This window comes from Bacillus sp. SD088 (assembly GCF_017355205.1).
Lineage (GTDB): Bacteria > Bacillota > Bacilli > Bacillales > Bacillaceae_C > Lederbergia.
This window is the reverse complement of sequence record NZ_JADIJK010000014.1, coordinates 15115-38811: the sequence shown is the minus strand read 5'-3', so window position 1 is coordinate 38811 and position 23697 is coordinate 15115. Positions and strand designations below refer to the sequence as shown.

The 23697-nt window shown below is 38.1% G+C and carries 21 protein-coding genes; 18 read left to right on the top strand and 3 right to left on the bottom strand.

All coding sequences use genetic code 11. From position 1 onward, the window contains the following. Positions 1-34 precede the first annotated feature (34 nt). The 3 genes from IPU53_RS13420 (at position 35) to IPU53_RS13410 (ending at position 3609) form a co-directional block, all read left to right on the top strand. Positions 35-652, top strand: coding sequence for a helix-hairpin-helix domain-containing protein (locus tag IPU53_RS13420; RefSeq protein WP_242698288.1), 618 nt, complete (start codon positions 35-37; stop codon positions 650-652). Between the two features lie 78 nt (positions 653-730). Next, entirely contained in the window at positions 731-1192 is a 462-nt protein-coding gene (locus tag IPU53_RS13415; RefSeq protein WP_207451480.1) for a ComE operon protein 2, read from the top strand. Between the two features lie 119 nt (positions 1193-1311). After that, positions 1312-3609 carry a DNA internalization-related competence protein ComEC/Rec2 gene (locus IPU53_RS13410; RefSeq protein ID WP_278253283.1) on the top strand — a complete coding sequence of 766 codons (2298 nt, stop codon included), beginning with the start codon at positions 1312-1314 and terminating at the stop codon, positions 3607-3609. 255 nt (positions 3610-3864) lie between these two features. Here IPU53_RS13410 and IPU53_RS13405 read toward each other — a convergent pair whose 3' ends face one another. Further along, a complete protein-coding gene (locus IPU53_RS13405) occupies positions 3865-3999 on the bottom strand; it encodes a YqzM family protein (protein WP_207451477.1) in 135 nt (44 codons plus the stop codon). Positions 4000-4521: 522 nt separating this feature from the next. On the opposite strand from IPU53_RS13405, the gene holA reads away from it, so the two are divergent. Beyond that, on the top strand, positions 4522-5544 hold the full coding sequence (gene holA / locus IPU53_RS13400) for a DNA polymerase III subunit delta (RefSeq protein ID WP_207451475.1): 1023 nt from the start codon (positions 4522-4524) through the stop codon (positions 5542-5544). Positions 5545-5575: 31 nt separating this feature from the next. Here holA and rpsT read toward each other — a convergent pair whose 3' ends face one another. Then, the gene (gene rpsT / locus IPU53_RS13395) at positions 5576-5836 is read right to left on the bottom strand and encodes a 30S ribosomal protein S20 (RefSeq protein WP_207451473.1); all 261 of its coding nucleotides are present in this window, start codon (positions 5834-5836) and stop codon (positions 5576-5578) included. Positions 5837-6229: 393 nt separating this feature from the next. Between rpsT and gpr the strand changes: the two genes are divergently transcribed. From gpr to deoC, 12 genes are all read left to right on the top strand, one after another. Next, entirely contained in the window at positions 6230-7357 is a 1128-nt protein-coding gene (gpr, locus tag IPU53_RS13390; protein ID WP_207451471.1) for a GPR endopeptidase, read from the top strand. A gap of 66 nt (positions 7358-7423) precedes the next feature. Beyond that, the gene (locus IPU53_RS13385) at positions 7424-7759 is read left to right on the top strand and encodes a DUF3679 domain-containing protein (protein ID WP_207451468.1); all 336 of its coding nucleotides are present in this window, start codon (positions 7424-7426) and stop codon (positions 7757-7759) included. A 198-nt stretch (positions 7760-7957) separates the two neighbouring features. Then, entirely contained in the window at positions 7958-9787 is a 1830-nt protein-coding gene (gene lepA / locus IPU53_RS13380; RefSeq protein WP_207451466.1) for a translation elongation factor 4, read from the top strand. 545 nt (positions 9788-10332) lie between these two features. Continuing rightward, positions 10333-11463, top strand: a complete 1131-nt coding sequence (gene hemW / locus IPU53_RS13375; protein WP_207451464.1) for a radical SAM family heme chaperone HemW — start codon at positions 10333-10335, stop codon at positions 11461-11463. Between the two features lie 110 nt (positions 11464-11573). Continuing rightward, positions 11574-12599, top strand: coding sequence for a heat-inducible transcriptional repressor HrcA (hrcA, locus tag IPU53_RS13370; RefSeq protein WP_207451462.1), 1026 nt, complete (start codon positions 11574-11576; stop codon positions 12597-12599). 102 nt (positions 12600-12701) lie between these two features. Continuing rightward, a complete protein-coding gene (grpE, locus tag IPU53_RS13365; protein WP_207451460.1) occupies positions 12702-13313 on the top strand; it encodes a nucleotide exchange factor GrpE in 612 nt (203 codons plus the stop codon). A 39-nt stretch (positions 13314-13352) separates the two neighbouring features. After that, positions 13353-15191 carry a molecular chaperone DnaK gene (dnaK, locus tag IPU53_RS13360; protein WP_207451458.1) on the top strand — a complete coding sequence of 613 codons (1839 nt, stop codon included), beginning with the start codon at positions 13353-13355 and terminating at the stop codon, positions 15189-15191. 346 nt (positions 15192-15537) lie between these two features. Beyond that, positions 15538-16665, top strand: a complete 1128-nt coding sequence (gene dnaJ, locus IPU53_RS13355) for a molecular chaperone DnaJ (protein ID WP_207451456.1) — start codon at positions 15538-15540, stop codon at positions 16663-16665. A 19-nt stretch (positions 16666-16684) separates the two neighbouring features. Next, a complete protein-coding gene (prmA, locus tag IPU53_RS13350; protein WP_207451454.1) occupies positions 16685-17626 on the top strand; it encodes a 50S ribosomal protein L11 methyltransferase in 942 nt (313 codons plus the stop codon). Positions 17627-17638: 12 nt separating this feature from the next. Further along, positions 17639-18391 carry a 16S rRNA (uracil(1498)-N(3))-methyltransferase gene (locus IPU53_RS13345; protein ID WP_207451452.1) on the top strand — a complete coding sequence of 251 codons (753 nt, stop codon included), beginning with the start codon at positions 17639-17641 and terminating at the stop codon, positions 18389-18391. 4 nt (positions 18392-18395) lie between these two features. After that, positions 18396-19748: a tRNA (N(6)-L-threonylcarbamoyladenosine(37)-C(2))-methylthiotransferase MtaB gene (gene mtaB, locus IPU53_RS13340; RefSeq protein WP_207451449.1), complete on the top strand. Its 1353-nt coding sequence runs from the start codon at positions 18396-18398 to the stop codon at positions 19746-19748. Positions 19749-19968: 220 nt separating this feature from the next. Next, positions 19969-20619 (top strand): deoxyribose-phosphate aldolase, encoded by a 651-nt coding sequence (gene deoC / locus IPU53_RS13335; RefSeq protein ID WP_207451447.1) that lies wholly within the window; start codon positions 19969-19971, stop codon positions 20617-20619. Positions 20620-20622: 3 nt separating this feature from the next. Here the strand turns inward: deoC and IPU53_RS13330 are convergent, their stop codons facing one another. Further along, positions 20623-21543 carry a Na/Pi symporter gene (locus tag IPU53_RS13330; RefSeq protein WP_207451445.1) on the bottom strand — a complete coding sequence of 307 codons (921 nt, stop codon included), beginning with the start codon at positions 21541-21543 and terminating at the stop codon, positions 20623-20625. 1506 nt (positions 21544-23049) lie between these two features. Here IPU53_RS13330 and rpsU point away from each other — a divergent pair. Both rpsU and IPU53_RS13320 read left to right on the top strand, forming a co-directional pair. After that, positions 23050-23223, top strand: a complete 174-nt coding sequence (gene rpsU, locus IPU53_RS13325) for a 30S ribosomal protein S21 (protein ID WP_057983047.1) — start codon at positions 23050-23052, stop codon at positions 23221-23223. A gap of 14 nt (positions 23224-23237) precedes the next feature. After that, a complete protein-coding gene (locus tag IPU53_RS13320; RefSeq protein ID WP_207451443.1) occupies positions 23238-23684 on the top strand; it encodes a GatB/YqeY domain-containing protein in 447 nt (148 codons plus the stop codon). Positions 23685-23697: the final 13 nt, after the last annotated feature.

Genomic DNA, 23697 nt, shown 5'->3' with positions numbered 1-23697 from the left:
AAATATTCATAATAATATGAGGTGAATTGAATAATTGCTTATTTGGTTTGAAAAATATAAACAAATGATAGTGATTGTTGTTATTGCAGTGATTATACTCCTTCTATTTGTATTTAAGTTCCAACAGAAAGAGGAGGCGTTGAGTGAACCAATTTGGACGGAATCGGAGTTGGAGTCGGAGCAAGTTGAAAAGGAAATACAGGACGTAAAATCTACGCCTGAGAATATTTTTATCGATGTAAAAGGAGCAGTTCAAAACCCCGGATTATATGAAGCGATCGAGGGAGAGCGTGTAGATGATGTATTGGAAAGAGCAGGTGGATTACTAAAAACAGCTGATGAAAAGCAAATAAACTTCGCAATGAAGTTATCCGATGAGATGGTGATTTATATTCCGGAAATCGGAGAAGTAGAAATGGAAATGCCTCATATAGACACTATGAGTTCGAGTAATGATAAGAAAGTGAATATCAATCAGGCAGATGCAAGCGAGCTAGAAACAATATCGGGAATCGGTCCCAGTAAAGCAGCTACGATTATACAATATCGTGAAGAAAATGGTTTGTTTAAAGAGATAGAAGAACTTATGAACATATCTGGTATTGGTGAAAAGACATTCGAAAAATTAAAGGAACAAATCACAATCCAATAGCTCAGAAGAAATATACTGACTCAAACATGGTTTTTTGGTAATCTGTTATAAGGAGAAAAAAGTAGAGGGGTAAAAGGAATGCAAAGAATATCTTGGAATCAATATTTTATGGCACAAAGTCACTTACTATCATCTCGCAGTACTTGTACAAGGCTTACTGTTGGCGCCACAATTGTAAGAGATAAACGGATGATTGCAGGCGGTTATAATGGCTCGATTGCAGGTGGCACTCATTGTGCCGATGAGGGGTGTTATATTGTTGATAATCATTGTGTCAGAACCATTCATGCTGAGATGAATGCCATCCTTCAATGTGCAAAATTTGGGGTAGCGACAGAGGGAGCGGAAATTTATGTTACACATTTTCCGTGCTTACAATGTTGTAAAGCCCTTATTCAGGCTGGTATAAAGGCTGTTTATTATGCGGAAGATTATAAAAATCATCCCTACGCTCTAGAACTCTTTGAACAAGCAAATGTGAAAACAGAGAAAGTTCCACTAGATAAAGATGTCTTTCTAGCATTTGCAGAGAGTATCTAATAGGCTTTTTTTAAATCATTATGATATGGAACTGTTCAAAAGAGTTGGGTCTGCGCCATGTAGTCTCGCTTGATTGAACAGCTCCTGCATTATGCAATAAAATTGAATAAGGAGATGTTATGTTTACAGGCAGATGGATATTTTTAGCATTAGCTTCACTTTCGGGTCTCATACTCACACTTGAACTACATGTATTTTCTGTTTTATTGATACTCATGTTCATAATTAGAGTGGTTCTTGAAAAAAATATAAGACTTTTACTCGCTTGTTGTATATGCCTTTTGATTTTTTCGAGTATTAGTTTCCTAAAAGAAAAAAATAATCTGTCCATTTATAATCTGGGAGATATGACTGCGATCATTACATTTCAACAATACCCTCTTATTGACGGAGATCGTTTACGAGCAGTCGTTGTTACCGAACATGAAAAACTTCAGTTACAGTATCGTATACAAACTGAGCATGAAAAGGAATTCTTAAAAACGTCGATTCAAGCTGGTACTGTATGTAAAATCTCAGGTGAACTGCTTGAACCAATGAATAACACGAATGAACATGCTTTTAACTATGCTAAGTATTTAAAAAGGCATGACATCCACTGGATTTTCCAACCTTCGAATAATATGCTTCAAAATTGTACCTCTAGTAAAAAATCCCTCTCTAGTTACTTCATCAACATCCGCGAACAGGGGATTCGCCTTGTTGAAGAAAACTTTCCCACCACTATACTCCCTTATGTGAATGCACTAGTTTTCGGAGAACGAAGCTTTTTTGATGAAGATCTATTGAATGCTTATCAGCGATTGGGGGTGATCCATTTATTGGCTATTTCTGGCCTTCATGTTGGGTTCATAATGGGTTTTCTTTATTACTTTTTTAGAAGGATCGGATTAACTAAAGAAGTCACCTACTGGATTTTTGTAGCTACTCTGCCAATGTACGCCATGATCACAGGAGCAAATCCCCCGGTTGTCAGGGCGATTCTGATGATGCTACTCCTCTTGACCTCCAAAAAATGGCAATGGCCGCTAACACCAATGGATACGATTGCCATCAGCTTTATCCTCTTTATTCTATTTAATCCTTATATCGTCTATCAAGCAGGATTCCAATTATCCTTTGTCGTATCAATGGGCTTAGTCATAATGGCGAATAGTTTGCCGAAAGAAACTTCTTTCCTTAAGACTTTGTTTGAAACATCTCTTACCTCAATGCTTGTCTCTCTCCCTATTTTAATGTGGCATTTCTATGAATTCTCTCTCGTAAGCCTTGTTGCGAATATATTTTTTGTTCCGTTTTATTCGTTGGTTGTTCTCCCTTCGTCGATTTTTGCTTGGGTAGTACAATTTGTGAATGATGAGATCTTTCTGTATTTTACCGATCTTTTAGCAAAGGTCCTGATTTTCTCGGAACATATTGTAATGTATGTAAGCTCATGGCATTTTTCTTCTGTTATTACGGGAAAGCCAAGTGGCACAGCTCTATTCTGTATCATAATAGGAATTGGGATCTACTTTCTTTTACGGGAAAAGAAAAAGCTTCGGCTAGTTGCGGTTTTTCCACTCCTATTTATTTTCATCATCTATTTTGTGGGATTACATTATTCGCCAAAGGGAGAAGTAGTTTTTATTGATGTCGGACAAGGGGATAGTATTTTTATTCAATTACCCTATAATCGTGGTAATTATCTAATTGATACTGGAGGGCAGATTGACTTTCCGCAGGAAGAGTGGAAAGAGCGGGCAACTCCGTTTGATGTAGGAAAAAGTATTCTAATTCCTTTTATAAAAAGTAAAGGGGTGCAGAAAATAGACAAATTAATACTAACACATGCAGATATTGATCATATGGGGGCTGGGGAGGAGCTTTTGAAACAAATAAAGATAAAAGAAGTCCATGTTCCTCCGAACTCTTGGGAGAAACCAATGATGGAAGCTTTTCTTACAAAGGCAGAAGAAAAAGATGTGAAGATTGCGGTTACAAAAGCTGGGTCAAAGTGGCAAAATAAATCAGGCTCATTCTCATTTATTTATCCTATAAAGGAAGAGTATCTGGATAATGATTCTTCACTTGTCTTGCTGGCAGACTTTGGGGGAATGAAGTGGCTGTTTACGGGTGACTTAGAAAAAGAGGGAGAAAGGGAGTTATTACAGACTTATGGAAAATTATCAACGGATGTTTTAAAAGTCGGACATCATGGAAGTAAGACATCGACAAGTATTGAATTGTTAGAAAGGATCAAGCCTGAATACGCAGTCATATCTGCGGGGAAAAATAATCGTTATGGACACCCACATCCTGATGTGTTAGAAAACCTTCAAAGATTCAAGGTGAAGATTTTTCGGATCGATGAGCATGGAGCCTTACATTATAAATTTTCTTCTGAAGGAGGAACGTTTCAAACCATATCGCAATAAGATATTGTAAAGCGCGAGAAGAAAATAATCCGTAATCAGCTTCTTACCTCTAAATAAAAAAAGTTTGCATGAAAGCAAACTTTCTTTAAGAGGTTGTTCAAAAAGCCCAACAAAAATGACACATCGAATTTCTACGTTGGCTTGCTTTTCCGGTACTCACGTATGTAAAAGCATACGCTCCGTTCCTCAAAGCTGCGCCGCCTTGAACTTCTTGGTCCTTTTTATCGGACTTTTTGAACACACACTTTAAATAAGTTATTTTCCTACGAGTTCAATGACCGTTCCTAATACAAAAATAGCAGCGAAGAAAACAAAAGAAACGACAAAACCAACACCTGAGTCTATCGCGTCATTTCGTTTCGATTGTACATTTTTTTCAAATTCGTTCACAACTACCCCTCCTATTTCCACTTATAGTATAGACGAAGACTTAAAAAAAATCCACTTTTTCCATTACCACTGTTGACAAGAGTTGACACCCATACTTTTTAGCAATGAGGTCACAATATAGATACAAGAAGATGAAGAAGCACTTCTTATATTCTGCAGAATCACAACCAACAGTAATAAGCACTGTGCTATGTTCCGCTTCAGAAAAAGAATCCTAGGTCTTTTCTCTGTGGCGTTCATCATAGATCTGAGGCAAATCAACATGAGTTGATTTGTCTCTTTGTACTTGTCAAATGAGCCCAGCTTTCTTACGATATAGAGGACGTTCAAAAAGTCCGGTAAAAATGACATTGCGAGATAAAAGATCTTCGACTAAGTACTGACACGTCCTGTGTCGAACGTCGAAGTCACCACATCCTGTGGTAGCTCGTTGGCTTGCTTCTCCGCTGCTCGAAGGCTGCGCCGCCTCAACCTTTTTGAACATGTATATATCATAAGAAGATGAATGAGAGAAGGGCTAATATGAAAATTTGGAATCAATTAGAAAAAAAACAATTTGCTCCCTTGTATTTATTATACGGAACGGAAAGTTATGTAATCAATGAAACAAAACAAAAAATAGTGACAAATGTGTTAACAGATGAAGAAATGGATTTTAATTTATCTGTTTATGATATGGAGGAATCTTCGATAGAGCAGGCGTTAGAGGATGCAGAAACCTTTCCGTTTTTTGGAGAAAAAAAATTGGTGATCTTACATAATCCGATCTTTCTTACTTCAGAAAAGCCGAAGGAAAAAGTGGAACATAATTTGAAAAAATTAGAGACCTATATACTGGAACCTGCGCCATATTCGATTTTAGTATTTGCTGGTGATTATGAAAAATTAGATGAAAGAAAAAAAATAACGAAATTACTAAAGAAACATGCGGAAGTGGTGGAAGGAAAAAAGCTAAACGAGAAAGAACTGGTTGTTTGGGTGCAACAGCAAGCAGCAGCCCAGCAAATCAAAATGGATCAAGCTGCAATTGATTTACTAGTAAATTTGGTTGGATCGGACTTAACACGTCTTCATTCAGAACTCGAAAAAATATTTTTGTATGTTGGAAGCGAGAAGGAAGTTCATACAGACATCATTGAAAAATTGGCTTCTCGGTCATTAGAACAAAATATCTTTGATTTAATTGATAAAGTTGTACAACGGAAAATGGATCAAGCCTTTAGAATATATTACGATTTACAGAAGCAAAATGAGGAACCCATCAAAATATTGGCCTTAATCGCCGGTCAATTTCGCTTGCTTTATCAAGTAAAGGAATTGACGAAGCGTGGATATGGACAACCGCAAATTGCCAGTACATTAAAGGTTCATCCTTTTCGGGTAAAACTTGCCGCTGGACAAGCACGTTCCTTTTCAGAAGTGGAATTAGGAAAAATTATCAATCTTTTATCGCAAACAGACCTAAAACTTAAGACAGGTGGAGCAGGGAGAGAAGTCGCTTTAGAGTTGTTTTTACTACAATTAGGAAATCTAAATGAAAATTAAAAAAACGTCCCAAAACGGGGCGTTTTTTTAATTATGCCAAATTGCTTAGTTTTTTAGTTAGACGAGCTTTTTGGCGGTTAGCAGTATTTTTGTGAATTAAGCCTTTTGTTGCTGCCTTATCCAATTGTTTTACTGCAGCCTTGAATAATTCTTTTGTATCTTCTTGGTTTGCTGTAGCAGCTACTTCAAACTTTCTTACAGCAGTACGCATAGCAGATTTTGCTGCCGCATTTTGTGCGCTTTTAGCATCATTGATTTTTACACGTTTAATCGCTGATTTAATATTTGGCATTCCCTTCACCTCCTGTATAGCTCGAGATTCTATGTCACTCGACCAATACCATTATAAACAATAAGAACAAAGGATATTTTATCAAACAGATAGCAGGATTGCAATACTTCTGAATGAAATTTGCCAAGGAAGGAAATGATGTGAAAAAGAAAAGAATAGAAGAGGTTGTTCAAAAAGTCCGGTAAAAATGACATTGCGGGATAAAAAATCTTCGACTAAGTACAGACACGTCTTGTATCGAACGTAGAAGTCACCACATCCTGTGGTCCGCCTGGAACTTTCGACATACAGGATGTACTAGTGTCGGCGTTGCTGATAGGACGTCAGCACCTTTAGGCGACGCGGTCCTTTTATCTTCCTTTTTGAACACTCATTAGAATGGAGGAGCTAGAAATGACAGAAAAAAACTTAGATTTAAATCCATATTCTGTTCGGACTGACCTTGCAACAGAAGCTTTTGAAATAGCTTTAGAACAATTAACTGGAAAGAAAAAGGATAAGGTAGAAAAAAAAGAAATTGAAGGTGTCATCATCCAGGAAAAAATGGAACAGGACATGAAGATATCTATGGCGACGGTCACAGCTGAAGGGGAAAAACGAATTGGGAAAAAGCAAGGTCACTATCTTACGCTTGAAGTACAAGGAATTCGCTCACAAGATAGTCAAACACAACAAGAAGTTGAAAAAGTATTTGCTCGTGAGTTCCACTCTTTTTTACAAATGTTAAAAATTCCGAAAGATGCTACTTGTTTAGTTGTTGGTTTGGGAAACTGGAATGTTACTCCAGATGCTCTAGGGCCAAGTGTTTGTGAGAATTTAATCATAACTAGACATTTATTTCAATTACAACCGGAAAATGTGGAGAAAGGTTACCGAGCTGTAAGTGCGATTGCTCCCGGTGTAATGGGACTTACTGGCATTGAAACAAGTGATATTATTTTTGGGGTTATAGAAAAGTCTAACCCGGATTTTGTTATTGCGATCGATGCACTAGCTTCCAGATCGATCGAAAGGGTCAATGCGACTATTCAGATTTCAGATACAGGCATCCATCCAGGATCTGGGGTAGGGAATAAAAGGAAAGAACTAAGTAAAGAAACACTAGGAGTTCCGGTGATTTCAATTGGAGTCCCAACTGTTGTAGATGCTGTGACGATTACAAGTGACACCATTGATTTTATTTTAAAGCATTTTGGTAAGGAATTAAGAGAGTCAGGGCAGCCCTCAAAATCTTTGGCGCCGGCAGGCATGACATTTGGAGAGAAGAAAAAATTGACTGAAGAGGATCTACCTGAGGAAAATGAAAGACAAACATTTTTAGGGATGTTAGGTATCTTGGACGAAGAGGAGAAGAGAGGTTTGATTTCCGAGGTGTTGGCACCCTTAGGACATAATTTAATGGTGACACCAAAAGAAGTAGATGTGTTTATTGAAGATATGGCAAATGTATTGTCAACTGGTTTAAACGCAGCCTTGCATGCGGCAGTGGATCAAACAGATACTGGGTTTAAAACAAGATGATTTTGTTCTACTCTTTTCTCTATCCGCATACGGATTAGTAGAGGGAATGATAGAGAGGTGGAAGAAATGGGGAAGTTTGTATTCAAATCAATATTTCTGATTATCATTTTACTTGTAGGGGTTTTAATCGGCATGAATAAAGCGAATCAAGGGATGAACGAAATGAGAGGGTATACAGATTCCTCCTTCCAAACACCCGTAAATATAGAAACAACGGATGAGGGATCTCTCAATGCTGCTGTATTAGGAAACGAAATCTCCTCCTTTAATTTAGATGAGAAAAAAGAAAAACTGGAAGAAGCAAAATCGTTTAACTTTTTTTCAGAAATCGGTAAGTTATTAGCGGATTTAATTTCTAGTATTGCCCAAGCGGTTATTAACTTCTTTGCAAGTCTTTTTTAGGGCAGCATAAGGATTTGTAGTGGACTAAACGAAATCGAACATGAGTGAAGCTTGCAAGGAAATTGCTTTTTGCCGTTCACTGATGTTCTTTTTTATGGCTTATAAGAGAATAAGAAGCGTTTTTCCATTTCACTTTTCCCGATACTGCTGTTATAATTTAGCCTAGCAATCATGTGTCGATTAACAGGAGTGAACGGAATGAATCGTGAAGAAAAGATAAAGAGACGAGAACGGATAAGAAACTTTTCTATTATCGCTCATATTGATCATGGAAAATCAACATTGGCAGATAGAATATTGGAGAAAACAAAAGCTTTAACAACTAGAGAGATGAAGGCGCAACTTCTTGATTCCATGGATCTGGAAAGAGAGCGCGGCATTACGATTAAATTAAATGCGGTTCAATTAAAATATCAAGCTAAAGATGGGGAAGATTATATTTTTCATCTTATCGATACACCGGGACATGTCGATTTCACTTATGAGGTGTCACGCAGTTTGGCTGCTTGTGAGGGGGCCATATTAGTTGTGGACGCGGCCCAGGGCATCGAAGCACAAACATTGGCGAATGTCTATTTGGCACTAGATAATGATTTGGAAATCTTGCCTGTTATTAATAAAATTGACCTTCCTGCTGCCGATCCAGAAAGAGTAAGGCAAGAGGTGGAAGATGTTATCGGGCTTGATGCAAGTGAAGCTGTACTCGCATCTGCGAAAGCGGGCATTGGAATCGAGGAGATTCTTGAGCAAGTTGTCGAAAAAGTACCAGCTCCTACTGGGGATCCTGAAGCGCCATTAAAAGCATTAATTTTTGATTCGATTTATGATGCGTACCGTGGCGTTATTGCCTCTATTCGAATTGCTGAGGGGACCGTTAAACCAGGAGATAAAATTAAGATGATGGCCACAGGGAAAGAATTTGAGGTGTTAGAAGTTGGAGTCCATGCTCCAAAGCCTATGCTTGTAGAAGAACTCACTGTTGGGGATGTTGGTTTCTTGACGGCTTCTATTAAAAATGTGGCAGATACTAGAGTAGGGGATACCATTACACAAGTGAATAATCCTGCTGATGAGCCTTTACCAGGTTATCGAAAATTAAATTCAATGGTATTTTGCGGGCTATACCCGATTGATTCAAATAAATTTAATGATCTCAGGGAAGCTTTGGAAAAATTGGAGCTAAATGATTCGGCACTTGGTTATGAGCCGGAAACTTCACAAGCACTTGGGTTCGGTTTTCGTTGTGGCTTCTTAGGCCTGCTCCACATGGAAATTATTCAAGAACGTATTGAAAGAGAATTTAAAATAGACCTTATTACGACTGCACCAAGTGTTGTATATAAGGTGTATTTAACAGATGGCACGGAGTTAAAGGTGGACAATCCATCGAATATGCCTGACCCGCAAAAAATTGATCATGTGGAAGAACCTTATGTGAAAGCATCGATGATGGTGCCAAACGATTATGTCGGAGCAGTCATGGAGCTTTCTCAAGCGAAGAGAGGGAACTTCGTTGATATGCAATACTTGGATGATATTCGAGTAAATGTTATTTACGAAATTCCACTTGCAGAGATTGTATTTGACTTTTTTGATCAATTAAAATCTCAAACAAAAGGGTATGCCTCTTTTGATTATGAAATGATTGGGTATAAACCTTCGAATTTAGTAAAAATGGATATCCTATTAAATACTGAGCAGGTTGATGCATTAAGCTTTATTGTTCACCGTGATTTTGCCTATGAGCGTGGAAAATCAATTGTAGAAAAATTAAAAGATTTAATTCCTCGTCAACAATTCGAAGTACCAGTTCAAGCGGCGATTGGACAAAAAATTATTGCCCGTTCCACGATTAAGTCGATGGGAAAAAATGTATTAGCAAAATGTTATGGTGGGGATATCTCACGAAAACGTAAGTTACTTGAAAAGCAAAAAGAAGGTAAAAAACGAATGAAACAAGTAGGCTCGGTAGAAGTTCCGCAAGAAGCATTTATGGCGGTACTCAGGCGAGATGAAGACGGAAAATAGAAGCTGATAAGGGAGATAAGCCCATAAAGGCTAACTCCTTTTTTCGTATAGACCTTTTGCAGAGGGTAAAAAATTCTAAGCGTAAAGCTCATAAAAGGCTTGCGCTTTTCTTAAAAGATAAGAAAGTATAAAATTTTGGCTAGTGTTTTGATCTAGCTCCAGCGCCTAGCCCCTCGAGGTCAAATAACCTGAGCCAATAAAAGTCAAAACCGGACTTTTCTTGTCTCAGAACATTTGCTTGTCGGGGCTGAGCAAGGCGCTTGCGCTTTTCTTAAAAGGTTAGAGTATAAATTGGCTAATACTGGATCTAGCTTTAGCGCCTAGCCCCGAGAAACTCAAGGATATCGTGCTTTTAGCGGATGTTCTACTAATAACCCTAAACCTATGAAGGAAAAGATCGTACTTTCAAGGTTCAGGAAAATTTGCTTGTCGGAGGGCAACAGGATGTTGGTTAGAAAGGCGCTGCGACGTACAGGATGTCGTGAACTTAGTCTTTCTTCCTATATCAGGACGCTTACGCTTTTCTTAAGATAAGGTGTGATAAGATGAAAGCTGCGTATATTCATATACCATTTTGTGAACATATATGTTATTACTGTGACTTCAATAAATTCTTTTTAAAGGGACAACCTGTTGATGAATACTTACAATCACTTTTTCAAGAATTTAAGCTAACGATAGACCGAAAGTCTACACAAGACTTAGCGACTATTTTCGTGGGAGGGGGAACTCCTACAGCATTAAATGAGCGGCAATTAGAGTGGCTTTGTAAAGGAATTAGAGAAGGTCTCCCTTTTACAAAGGGCGAATTTACATTTGAGGCCAATCCAGGTGATTTATCTAAAGAAAAATTAAAAATTCTTGCAGACTATGGAGTGAATCGCTTAAGCTTTGGTGTTCAATCCTTTAGCAATGAATTGCTTGAAAAAATAGGTCGTTCCCATCGAGTCGATGATGTCTATCGCTCTATTGAACAAGCCAAAGAGGTAGGATTTGAAAATATCAGTATTGACTTGATTTATGCGTTACCTGGACAAACAATCGAAGATTTTCAAGATACTCTTCAAAAAGCACTTGCGCTCGATTTACCACATTATTCAGGGTATTCCTTGATTGTTGAGCCGAAAACAATTTTTTACAACCTAATGAGAAAAGGTAAATTACCGCTTCCTAGTGAAGACGAAGAGGCTGATATGTATCGTTTACTAATGGAGGAAATGGAGAAGAAGGGACTCCAGCAATATGAAATTAGCAACTTTTCGCGAAGTGAATTTGAAAGCAAACACAATCTTATATACTGGAATAACGAAGAATATTACGGATTTGGAGCAGGAGCACATGGTTATATAAATGGTACAAGATATTCCAATGCGGGACCATTAAAAAAATATATGGAACCTATTTCGGAAGGTAAGCTTCCGATCTTCTCCGAAAACAGTCCGACAATGAAAGAGAAACTGGAAGAAGAGATGTTTCTTGGTCTGCGAAAAACAAAAGGGGTCTCCATTTCCCATTTTCAAAAGAAGTTTTCCTTGGATCCTTTCCAGACATTTCGGTCCGCTATTAAGGAAATGACCGAAAGAGACTTACTAGAAATTGCTGATGATCATATTCGTCTAACCGAAAAAGGCCGTTTCTTAGGAAATGTGGTTTTCCAGGCATTTCTCCTTGCTTAAAAAATCTTGTATCCTTTGAGTATTAATCGTTGACATCATCTAGTCATTTTGATACTTTATTTATAGATTTAGCACTCGAGTTTATAGAGTGCTAATAGAGGTGATGAAAGTTGTTAACAGATCGTCAATTATTGATATTGCAGGTAATTATTGATGACTTTATTCGATCTGCCCAACCTGTCGGCTCAAGAAAATTATCACAGAATATTCCTTTTGCGATTAGCTCAGCAACGATTCGAAACGAGATGGCTGACTTAGAAGAACTGGGCTTTATAGAAAAAACCCATACATCTTCTGGGAGAGTCCCATCTGAAAAAGGATATCGTTATTATGTGGACCATTTGTTATCACCACCAGAACTAAAAAAAGATGACATGAATAAAATTCATTCGATATTTAGTGAACGACTTTACGAACTAGAAAATATTGCCCAAAAATCGGCGCAAATTTTATCAGAGCTAACAAATTATACGGCGATTTTATTGGGACCTGCAGTAAAGGAAAATCAGTTAAAAAGTCTACAAATTATCCCTTTGAATGATAACAGAGCTGTCGCAATCATTATCACAGATACGGGACATGTTGAAAATCGATTGTTCACTTTACCTGATGATATTGCGGCTGGGGAAATTGAAAAGTTGGTCAATATATTAAATGAGAAACTTTCTGGAATTCCTATTTCTGAATTAGGACGTACAATCTACAAAGAAGTGGCAACTCTTCTAAAGAAGAATATTGAACGTTATGATTATTTCTTTAAAATCATCATGGAAACCGTTGATTCTCCAGCATCTGAACGACTTTTCTTTGGTGGGAAATTAAACATGCTGAATCATTTCGAATTCAATGATATTGAAAAAATTCGGTCATTCATGGATATGATAGAGGAAGGGAAAGGAATATACGAACTTTTCAAGCACACCCCTAGAGGGATTAATGTTAAAATTGGCAAGGAAAATAATAACATTATGATGGAAGACTGCAGCCTGATTACAGCAACCTATTCTATCGCGAATGAAGATGTTGGAACCATTGCTATTGTCGGCCCAACGAGGATGGAATATTCTAGAGTCATTAGTTTATTAGATTTCTTGAGTAGAGATATGACGTTAGCGATGACAAGATTATACCGCTAAGGGGAGTGCAAAGTTCAACCAGGAAGGAAATTATTTTGTTTCCTACTGGTTAATGTTGCTCGAAAAGCAATGCCAGATTATTATTTTAAGGAGGTGACTGTGATGCAACAAGATGCGAGTAAGCAAGCTGAGAAGAAAGAATTTGAAGATGAAATAACGATTGAAACCAGCGATAACGCCGAATTTGTTGATGAAAATGATGAGAATACGGTTGAACAAGCTGAAGAAAAGGTAAAAGAGGATAAACAAGAAAATACAGAAGAAGGTACTAAAATTAAAGAATTGGAAGCTAAGCTTGAAGAGGCTGAAAATCGTTATGTAAGATTATATGCTGATTTTGAAAACTCACGCCGCCGTGCACGTCAGGAACTGGAGGCAAGTGAAAAATATAAATCGCAAACACTGATCACAGAGTTGTTACCAGCTATAGATAACTTTGAACGAGCTTTGGCTTTTGAACCTGAAAACGAGCAATCAGAAGCTTTATTAAATGGTGTTGAGATGGTTTATCGATCTATTATAGATGCGCTTGAAAAAGCTGGTGCTAAACAAATTGATGCAGTTGGAAAGCAATTTGACCCCAATTATCATCAAGCTGTTATGCAAACTTCTGATGAACAGATTGAATCCAATGAAATCGTGGAAGAGCTCCAAAAGGGGTATATCTTAAAAGATCGTGTGATCCGTCCATCAATGGTGAAAGTAAATCAATAATCGTTAAATCTTACATAATTTAATTGGAGGTAAAATATTATGAGCAAAATTATCGGAATTGACCTCGGGACAACAAACTCTTGTGTGTCTGTCCTAGAAGGTGGAGAACCTAAAGTTATTCCTAACCCAGAAGGAAACAGAACAAGTCCATCTGTTATTGCCTTTAAAAATGGAGAACGCCAAGTTGGTGAAGTGGCGAAACGTCAAGCTATTACAAATCCTAATACAGTAATCTCGATTAAACGTCATATGGGATCAGACTTTAAGACAGAAGTTGAAGGAAAAAATTATACACCACAAGAACTATCTGCTGTAATCTTGCAATATCTTAAATCATATGCAGAAGATTATCTAGGTGAAAAAGTCGAGAAGGCTGTTATTACAGTTCCTGCATATTTTAATGATGCCCAACGTCAAGCAACGAAGGATGCTGGCACAATCGCTGGTCTTGAGGTTGAAAGAATCATTAATGAGCCGACAGCGGCAGCTCTTGCCTATGGTCTTGATAAAACAGAGGAAGACCAAACCATCCTTGTCTATGACTTAGGTGGAGGCACATTTGACGTATCAATCATGGAACTTGGAGATGGCGTCTTTGAAGTTCTAGCTACTGCTGGTGATAACAAGCTTGGTGGAGATGATTTTGACCAAGTCATCATCGATTATCTTGTACAAGAATTTAAGCGAGAAAATGGAATTGATCTTGCTAATGATAAAATGGCTTTGCAAAGATTGAAGGATGCTGCTGAAAAAGCAAAAAAAGATCTTTCAGGCGTGACTTCAACGCAAATCTCTCTGCCATTTATTACAGCAGGAGAGGCTGGACCTCTTCATCTTGAGATTAATTTAACTCGAGCAAAATTTGACGAAATTTCATCCTCTCTAGTAGAAAGAACAATGGGACCTACTCGTCAATCTTTAAAAGATGCGGGTAAATCTGCTTCAGACATTGATAAGGTTATTTTAGTAGGTGGATCAACAAGAATTCCAGCTGTACAAGAAGCTATCCGTAAAGAAGTTGGCAAAGAGCCGCATAAAGGTGTGAACCCTGATGAAGTGGTGGCAATGGGAGCCGCGATCCAAGGTGGAGTCCTTACAGGAGACGTGAAAGATGTTGTCCTACTTGATGTGACACCATTATCCTTGGGTATTGAAACAATGGGTGGAGTATTTACAAAATTAATTGAGCGTAATACCACAATCCCAACAGCAAAATCTCAGGTATTCTCCACTGCAGCAGATAGTCAAACAGCGGTTGATATTCATGTGTTACAAGGTGAAAGACCGATGGCTGCAGATAATAAGACATTGGGACGTTTCCAATTAACGGATATCCCTCCAGCACCACGTGGTGTGCCGCAAATTGAAGTGAAATTCGATATTGATAAAAACGGTATTGTTAATGTTAGTGCTAAAGATCTTGGAACTAGCAAAGAGCAGAATATCACAATCAAATCTTCTTCCGGTCTATCAGATGATGAAGTCGATAGAATGGTAAAAGAGGCGGAAGAAAATTCTGAAGCAGATAAGAAGCGTAAAGAAGAGGTTGAATTAAGAAATGAAGCAGATCAACTAGTCTTTACAACTGAAAAAACATTAAAAGACCTTGAAGGAAAAGTGGATGAAGAAGAGGTCAAGAAAGCAGAAGAAGCAAAAGAGGAATTAAAATCCGCAATTGAAAAAAATGATCTTGAAGAGATGCGTCAAAAGAAAGATGCATTACAAGAAATCGTCCAAAATCTCTCTATGAAGCTATATGAAGAAGCTGCTAAGCAAGCACAAGAAAGCCAAGGTGGCGAAGCTGGACAAGAAAACAGTGATGATAATATTGTCGATGCTGATTATGAAGAAGTTAACGACGACGAAGAGAAAAAATAAAAGAATTGGTTTGAAAAAAGCCAAAGCCCATAATCGGCTTTGGCTTTTCTTATAAGGGGCAGATCAAGGCGCCTTGAGCTTTTGTGCTTGTTAAGGAAACTATAAAATTCTTGGCCTGTGGATAACTGTTTACGTTGCGGCTTGACATCCAGCTCCAGGCGCCATCGGCTCGAGGTCAAATAACCTGAGCCAATGAAAGACAAAGAACGTCTTTCTTTGTCTCAGAACATTTGCTTGTCGCCGATAAGCGGGCGCTTTGAGCTTTTCTTAAGATCAGTACTTTCAATCCACAAATTATATATGTTAGAATAGAATTTATGTGAAAAGGATCCGGGAGTGTGTTTAGATGAGCAAAAGGGATTACTATGATGTATTAGGTATATCGAAAGATACGTCAAAAGATGAGATCAAAAAAGCTTATAGGCGTTTGTCGAAGAAATATCACCCTGATATTAACAAAGAACCAGGGGCAGATGAGAAATTTAAAGAGATCACGGAAGCATATGAAGTATTGAGCGATGACCAAAAAAGAGCTCAGTATGATCAATTTGGGCATGCTGGTCCACAAGGATTTGGGGGCGGAGGCGGTTTTAGTGAAGGCTCCGACTTTGGCTTTGGTGGATTTGAAGATATTTTTAACACTTTCTTTGGAGGAGGTGGCGGTCGACGTGATCCTAATGCTCCGAGACAAGGAGCGGATCTCCAATATACAATGACTCTATCTTTTGAAGAGGCTGTGTTTGGCAAGGAAACAGAGATCGAAATACCAAGGGAAGAAACTTGTGAAACTTGCCACGGTAGTGGTGCAAAACCAGGAACTTCTCCTGAAAAATGTACCCATTGTAATGGGACTGGTCAACTCAATGTAGAACAAAATACACCTTTTGGTAGAATTGTTAATCGACGAGTGTGTCAGTATTGCCAAGGAACTGGAGAAATTATTAAAGATAAGTGTACAACATGTGGTGGAGACGGAAAAGTCAAAAAACGGAAAAAGATCAATATTAAGATTCCGAAAGGTATTGATGAAGGACAACAAATGCGTGTCGCTGGTGAAGGAGAACCAGGTACAAAAGGTGGCCCAGCTGGAGACTTATATGTTGTCTTCCATGTAAAGAATCATGAATTCTTTGAACGTGATGGTGATGACATCTATTGTGAAATGCCGATTACCTATGCACAAGCGGCTTTGGGAGATGAAATTGAAGTTCCGACACTTTATGGAAAAGTAAAATTAAAGATTCCAGTAGGGACCCAAACTGGTACAACATTCCGCTTACGTGCTAAAGGAGTTCCAAATGTTCGTGGCTATGGGACTGGTGATCAACACGTTCAAGTAAAAGTGATTACACCGACTAAACTAACAGAACAACAAAAGCAGCTTCTTCGTGACTTTGCTGAACTTAGTGGTAGTACTCCTGATGAGCAGCACGAAAGTTTTTTTGATAAAGTGAAACGGACTTTTAAAAGCTGATGATAGGGAATGAGACAACTTGAAATGGAATGAAATTTGTGTCCATACAACCAATGAAGCCGTTGAGGCAATATCCAATATTTTCCATGAGGCTGGTGCAAGTGGAGTCGTTATTGAGGATCCTTTAGAATTAACCAAAGAACGTGAGAATTGGTTTGGAGAAATCATTGAACTAAATCCAAATGATTATCCAGAAGAAGGAGTCATCATTAAAGCGTATGTACCCATCAATAATTTTATTGGTGAGACAATTGATTCGATCAAAAAAGAGATTTCTGATTTGGTTAAGTATAATATTGACATTGGAAGAAATCATGTTTCCACAACAGAGGTAAAGGAAGAGGACTGGGAAACTGCTTGGAAACAATATTACCACCCTGCTAAGATCTCCAAGCGATTTACAATTGTTCCTACTTGGGAAAACTATCAAAAGGTGGCAAGCGATGAACTCATCATTGAGTTGGATCCAGGGATGGCTTTTGGTACAGGGACACACCCGACTACAGTCATGAGTATTCAGGCCTTGGAAAAAACGGTAAAGGCTGGGGATACAGTCGTTGATGTTGGTACAGGGTCTGGTGTTTTAAGTATTGCTGCAGCCCTGTTAAATGCAAAAAGTACCACAGCACTTGATTTAGATGAAGTGGCGGTTGAATCGGCAAAAGAAAATATTCAATTAAACCACTTAGAGGAAAAAGTAGAAGTCCGCAAAGGCGATTTATTGACTGGTCTCTCAGTGAATAATATAGATGTCGTTGTAGCCAATATCCTGGCTGACATCATAATCCGTTTAACCAAGGACGCAGCATCGATTGTTCGTAAGGGTGGATATTTTATAACATCTGGGATTATTCAACTGAAAAAACAAGAAGTCAAAACGGCATTAAATCAAGCGGGATTTGAAATTGTCGAAACGCTCGTAATGGAAGATTGGGTCACTTTTATTACAACAAAAAGATGACGGAGTAAAGCTATGCAAAGATATTTTCTAAATGAAACCTATGAGGGACAAAAATCGGTTGTTCTTTCAGGTGACGAGTATCATCATATTAATCATGTTATGAGGATGAAGGAAGGAGCCAGCTTTTTGGTTGCCTTTTCCAATTTGAAAACGGCACTCGTTACAATTAATTCGATAAGTGATTCATCGTTAGAGGCAAAGATTATTGAGTGGGAACAAGAAGACAAAGAGCTTCCTATCGATGTAACGATTGCAAGTGGTTTGCCTAAAGTGGATAAATTAGAATGGATCATTCAAAAAGGGACAGAGCTTGGAGCAACTGAGTTTATCCCTTTTATTGCCGAACGGTCTGTAGTGAAATGGGAAGAGAAAAAAGCAGAAAAGAAATCGCAAAGATGGAAAAAGATTGCAAAAGAAGCCGCTGAGCAATCACATCGTCAACGCTTACCTGTTATTCACTCTCCAGTAAGGCTAAAGGAGCTTATTGGATATAGCCAAGCCTTTGATCAGAAGGTACTCGCATTTGAAGAAGCGGCAAAAGCAGGAGAAAAGAGTCAATTTGCTCAGATCCTTTCGGAAATGAAAACTGGAGATAGAATGTTTATTGTTTTTGGTCCAGAAGGCGGCATAACAGATCAAGAAAAGAACCTTCTTTTGGAAAATGACTTTAAAATATGTGGACTTGGCCCGAGAATTTTACGAACAGAAACAGCGCCGTTATACACATTGGCGGCTATTTCTTATCATTTTGAATTATTGAGGTGAGGATATGTCTAGTGTTGCTTTTCACACATTAGGTTGTAAAGTTAACCACTATGAGACTGAAGCGATTTGGCAATTGTTTCAAAAACAAGGATATGAACGTGTCGATTTTGAAAATAGTTCAGATGTATACGTCATTAATACTTGTACGGTGACAAATACTGGAGATAAAAAAAGTCGCCAGGTTATCAGACGGGCGATCCGAAAAAATCCTGATGCCGTTATTTGTGTAACAGGATGTTATGCACAAACATCTCCAGCAGAAATTATGGCTATTCCTGGTGTGGATGTTGTCGTTGGGACGCAGGATCGTATTAAAATGCTTGAATATATTGAGCAATACAAACAAGAAAGACAACCGATCAATGGTGTCGGTAATATTATGAAAAATCGTGTCTATGAAGAATTGGATGTTCCTTCTTTTACCGATCGAACTCGCGCTTCTTTGAAAATTCAAGAAGGATGCAATAACTTTTGCACATTTTGTATCATTCCATGGGCACGTGGCTTAATGCGTTCCCGTGATCCTCAAGAAGTTATTCGCCAAGCCCAACAATTAGTGGATGCAGGATACAAAGAAATTGTTTTGACAGGCATTCATACTGGTGGATATGGAGAAGATTTAAAAGATTATAATTTAGCAGCGTTATTGCGAGACCTTGAGTCACAGGTAAAAGGTCTAAAAAGATTACGTATTTCCTCTATTGAGGCCAGCCAATTAACGGATGAAGTGATTGAGGTAATGGAGAACTCTAAAATTGTTGTTCGCCATCTACATATTCCGCTTCAGTCGGGCTCTGACACTGTATTAAAGAGAATGCGTAGAAAATATACAATGGCCTTTTATGCGGAAAGACTTGAAAGATTGAAAAAAGCTTTACCAGGACTAGCCGTTACTTCTGACGTGATTGTTGGATTCCCTGGGGAAACAGAAGAGGAATTTCAGGAAACATATGATTTTATAAAAAAACATAAGTTCTCAGAGCTTCATGTCTTTCCATATTCCATGCGCACTGGAACGCCTGCCGCAAGAATGACGGATCAAATAGATGAAGATGTGAAAAACAATCGTGTCCATCGCTTGATTTCTTTATCAGACCAGCTTGCAAAAGAATATGCTTCACGTTTTGAGAATGAGGTTCTTGAGATTATCCCGGAGGAACCTTATAAAGAGGATCCTGAGAGCGGATTGTATGAAGGATATACAGATAATTACATGAAAGTAGTATTCCCAGGAACGAAGGACATGATTGGGAAATTAATTCGCGTAAAAATTACAAAAGCGGGTTATCCATACAACGAGGGAAAATTCGTAAGAGAAATGGATGAGATTCAAGAAACAGATTCCATGGCTATGTAGAAACAAAAGCGCAAGGCGCCCGCCTATCGGTGAAAAGCAAATGTTCTTTGCTTTTCATTGGCTCAGGTTATTTGACCTCGAGGGGCTAGGCGCTGGATACGAAATTAGCTGAATTTATACTTTTGAAAAGCTATCCCATTCTATGGTGGATAGCTTTTCTTTTTCAAAAACAGAAGAAATGGTATGCTTATTTAAAAGAAATTGATAGGGGTGTTGTTATATGTCTGAGAATTTAGCGGAGATCATTGATCATACATTATTAAAACCAGATGCAACTAAAGAACAGATTATCCAACTATGTGAGGAAGCAAGTCATTATCATTTTGCTTCAGTATGTGTGAACCCTGGATGGGTGTCCACGGCCAATCAATGTTTACAGAAAACAAATGTGAAGGTTTGTACAGTTGTTGGTTTCCCACTTGGTGCGAATACAACAGAAACAAAGGTGTTTGAAACAACGCATGCCATTGAACAAGGGGCTGATGAAGTCGATATGGTCATCAATATTGGTACTCTTAAAGCTGGAGAAAATGATCAAGTGCAAAAAGATATTGATGCTGTATGTGCTGCTGCAACTGGAAAAGCTTTGGTAAAGGTTATTATTGAAACAAGTCTATTAACAGAGGAAGAAAAACGTCAAGCATGCTTTCTGGCAAAAAAGGCAGGCGCTGATTTTGTCAAGACATCCACAGGCTTTTCAGGTGGAGGTGCAACGATTGAAGATATAAAGTTAATGAGAGCAACAATAGGAGAGCAAATGGGCATCAAGGCGTCTGGTGGAATTAAAACGAAGGAAGATGCCTATAAAATGCTAGAAGCAGGGGCGACCCGTATTGGAACGAGCTCCGGAGTCGCCATTGTCCAAGGATGAGAGCTATTTTCCGTGAAGCCAGATTATATACTGCCCGAATTTTCGAGCAAACGGTAAAATCAGCAAAGAAACGGCCATATTATACAGAACACTTGCATGTGCTAGTTGTGTAGCTGGTAGGTCAGAAAGCATAGAACTTGTATGACTTAAAATAGAGATGAACGGTAAAAAGATAATGGCACCAATTAAATTCAACCAGGTATGGGCGTAGGCGGTCAGTCTTGCTTCATTTCCAACTCCAATACTTGCTAATAATGCGGTAGCACAGGTGCCAATATTAGCACCGATCATAATAGCAATCCCAGTATCTAATGTGAAAGTTCCAGAAGTCAAAAAAGTCATGGCAATTCCTGTCATCACAGTACTCGATTGGATGAATGCAGTAAGGAATGTTCCTGTAAGGAATGAAATAGCAATATTATCTTTCATTGTATATATGAGTTTCTGCATAAAAGGAACATCTTCAATTGAATTTGCTAATTGTTCAAATCCGTTCATAGAGGCAAAAATAATTCCAATTCCTAAGAAAATAAAACCAGAGCTTTTGAATTTTGTATTTTTGAAAAACTGCAAGCAAATTCCAACTATGATAAATGGGATAACCATTCGGGTTAAATCAAAGGTGAAAAATTCCAATGTAATCGTTGTGCCGATATTCGTTCCTAGTATAATGCCAATTGTTTGAGGGAATGTGAGAATTCGCGCAGACACAAGCCCGACTGCAATCACTGTCACGGCAGAACTACTTTGGAGGACAGCGGTCATTCCAATGCCAGCCAGCATGCCCATAAAGGGTGAACGAGTGAATTTTTGCAACCAGTTTTCCATTCTACTACCAGATAAATTAAAGAGGCCAACTCTCATCCATGTCATGCCCAATAAAAAGGCGCTTGCTAATAAAACAAAAATAAATATGTGTAGCATGTCCAACCCCCTTATATATAGCATATGGGGAGGTCATGGAGGACATGCAAATAAGAAAAACAATATTTGATAAAATTATAGTTTTGTAAAGTAGTCATGCGTAGGATCAACCAGCTATATTAAAAGGATTATAAGGATGGCGTATATCCATATAAAATGAGTTTCAACATCATACGATGGTGGCCGGTGCCCCCGAAGGCTTCTTCGGGAATACTCTTGACAAGATATTGATTGCAAAGGCAAAATCGTCTTCTTTCAATTTAATTTCTAAATCTAGAGGTAAAAGTAGAGTGTTTAAACATAATGAATCAATTTCATAATAGAAAATTCAGTATTAAAATCCGAACAATGTTGATTTCCGCTCCAGTCGGACGCTTTCCGGGGGACGTGTGGTGAGCTTCCTCATGGCACCTCCAAAATTATTGTTTGGTCAATTTAATTTTATCAAAAGGTGTCCTTTTGTTGACTAAAATAGCGACAAAAAAGGCGTGAGGTTTACACTTTATAGTGTAAGCTTCAACACCTTCAATTTATTTATTGGAATTTTGTCCTAGTCTCACCTTACTTTCTCAGTTGTAGTTAATTATTTACAAAAGAGCGGACGAATAGAATACCAGTAAAAACCGGGATAAGAATCCTTGCGAGAATGCTTTCCATAATAAAAGATACCCAACTGTTCGTCTGAACTCCATACCAAGAGATCCAATTATGATAGGGAATAAAGACCAGAACAAGCAGAAGAACTGAAATAATCGCTGGGAACCAACTGAAGGAAACCTTTCCAGAAATAATTAAAGAAATTTCCCGCCAGTTTAAGAAAAATACCAAATAAAATACCATAAATAGTGATTGGTACAACAACATTATTAACAGAAATTGAATCTACAGTATGTTCCTGAAACTGTTGGGTCAGTAACGATAAAAAAGAAAATAATCTCTAAAAGAACAGATATAGAAATAACCCACGCTTGTATTTTCATAACTGCCTCCTTGCTTTGAAAATCCCTTTCGTAAAAAATAAAATCTGAAAAATTTGCTGTATCCATTTAACTCAATATATTTTTTAAGATAAATTCATCTTTTGGGCAGGAAGATCATTTTAAGAAATGCGTTGATTGGAGTGGCGGCTGGCGACTCCTGCGGGAATGAGCGTGCAGCTTGAGACCCTGCAGGAGCAAAGCGACGAAGCGGCTCAAGACACGCCCCGCGGAAAGCGTCCAGCCAAAACGAAAATCAACATCTTCATCCCAACACTAACCTTTATAAAAAATGTGCCTAACCGCACGTTTATTTGTATTGCATAAAATGTATAAACAGAAATCAATCCAACGATTTCTGTTTCGAAAATATTTGGTTGATGAAAAAATCCTTCATATCTAATGAAAATCGGTAAACTTAAAAGTGAAAGATTGTTGACCATATATTCAGCTTATTATATAATTGCATGGTACATGGGTTTTCATGTATGAACATGTGATTGTTATGTTCGGAGGGAGGGAAAGAGAAATGTCAAAAACAGTTGTTCGTAAAAACGAATCGCTTGAAGATGCTCTTCGCCGCTTTAAACGTACAGTTTCTAAAACTGGTACTTTGCAAGAATATAGAAAGCGCGAATTCTATGAAAAACCAAGCGTAAGACGTAAGAAGAAGTCTGAAGCAGCAAGAAAACGTAAGTTTTAAAAGAGGGTGCGATCATGAGTCTTCATGACCAATTAAATGAAGATATGAAACAAGCGATGAAAAGCAAAGAAAAAGACAGATTATCTGTCGTTCGGATGCTGAAAGCAGCTATTCAAAATGAAGCCATAAAGCTCGGAAAAAAACAATTAACCGAGGATGAAGAATTGACAGTTCTTTCTCGTGAAGTGAAACAACGCAAGGACTCCCTCCATGAATTTGAAAAAGCAGGTCGTGAAGATCTGGTAACAAAAATTCAAAGCGAACTTGTTTTTGTACAAGAATACATGCCTACTCAATTGAGTGAGGAAGAAGTAGAAGCGATTGTCACTGCTGCTATCGCAGAAACCAATGCCTCTTCGAAAGCAGATATGGGTAAGGTTATGGGTGTACTAATGCCAAAGGTAAAAGGCAAAGCGGACGGCTCATTGGTTAGCAAACTTGTTCAAAAACATTTATCATAACGAAGCCCAAAAG